At 62.3% G+C, this 1,178-nt stretch carries 1 protein-coding gene, 1 rRNA gene and 1 pseudogene; 1 reads left to right on the forward strand and 2 read right to left on the reverse strand.

The features are described 5' to 3' along the window. Positions 1 to 129, forward strand: a 23S ribosomal RNA gene (locus ACIOVB_RS27820); the annotation flags it as partial. 9 nt (positions 130 to 138) lie between these two features. Here ACIOVB_RS27820 and ACIOVB_RS27825 read toward each other — a convergent pair. Both ACIOVB_RS27825 and ACIOVB_RS27830 read right to left on the reverse strand, forming a co-directional pair. Then, positions 139 to 402, reverse strand: a pseudogene (locus ACIOVB_RS27825) (GMP synthase (glutamine-hydrolyzing)); the annotation flags it as partial. A gap of 99 nt (positions 403 to 501) precedes the next feature. Next, on the reverse strand, positions 502 to 1,178 hold a 677-nt coding region (locus ACIOVB_RS27830), incomplete at its 5' end, for an IMP dehydrogenase (RefSeq protein WP_401272314.1).

Genomic DNA, 1,178 nt, shown 5'->3' on the forward strand with positions numbered 1-1,178 from the left:
TCACATCCTGGGGCTGAAGCCGGTCCCAAGGGTATGGCTGTTCGCCATTTAAAGTGGTACGCGAGCTGGGTTTAGAACGTCGTGAGACAGTTCGGAACCTTCAACCTTGCCGCCCAGTTGCTCGGCCATGGTCTGCATGCCGTAGCAGATACCGAAGACCGGCACACCCAGGTCAAACACGGCCTGCGGGCAGCGCGGGCTGTTGGCTTCGTGCACGGACTCGGGGCCGCCGGCGAGGATGACGCCTTTAGGCGCGAATTCGCGGATCGCATCTTCGTCCATGTCGAACGGGTGCAGTTCGCAGTACACACCGATCTCGCGCACGCGGCGGGCGATCAGTTGGGTGTACTGGGAACCGAAGTCGAGGATCAGGATGCGGTGAGCGTGAATATCGAGGGCCATGATTCAGTCTCGTCTAAGTCATTCAGAAACAGTCGTGATTCAGAAACAACTCGGGGCTGAATAAAACAGCCCCGGTTGCTTAGCTTGTTGCTTGAAGGCTCAACCTACGCGGTAGTTTGGCGCTTCTTTGGTGATCTGCACGTCGTGAACGTGGGACTCGGCCATGCCAGCGCCGGTGATCCGCACGAACTCAGGCTTGGTGCGCATTTCTTCGATGTCGGCGCTGCCGGTGTAGCCCATCGAGGAACGCAGGCCGCCCATCAACTGGTGAATGATCGCGCTCAGGGTGCCTTTGTACGGCACACGGCCTTCGATGCCTTCCGGAACGAGTTTCTCGGCGCCTGCCGAGGAGTCCTGGAAGTAACGGTCGGAAGAGCCTTGAGCCTGGGACATGGCGCCCAGCGACCCCATACCGCGATAAGCCTTGTACGAACGGCCCTGGAACAGTTCGATCTCGCCCGGCGCTTCTTCAGTACCGGCGAACATCGAGCCCATCATGACGCAGGAAGCACCGGCAACGATGGCCTTGGACAGGTCACCGGAGAAACGGATGCCGCCGTCGGCGATCAACGGTACGCCGGTGCCTTCAAGGGCAGCAGCAACGTTGGCGATGGCACTGATTTGCGGGACGCCGACACCGGCGACGATGCGGGTGGTGAAGATCTCGCAAGTCCCCGTAGCGAGATAGACCGCAGCGGCGGCGGCTTCGGGCGGGGCCTTGGCGGCTGGGGGGGGGGGGGGGGGGGCGCCGTGCGGCTGGGGGGGGGGGGGGGTGT

Origin of the sequence: Pseudomonas sp. NPDC087639 (assembly GCF_044743385.1) — a bacterium.
GTDB lineage: Bacteria > Pseudomonadota > Gammaproteobacteria > Pseudomonadales > Pseudomonadaceae > Aquipseudomonas.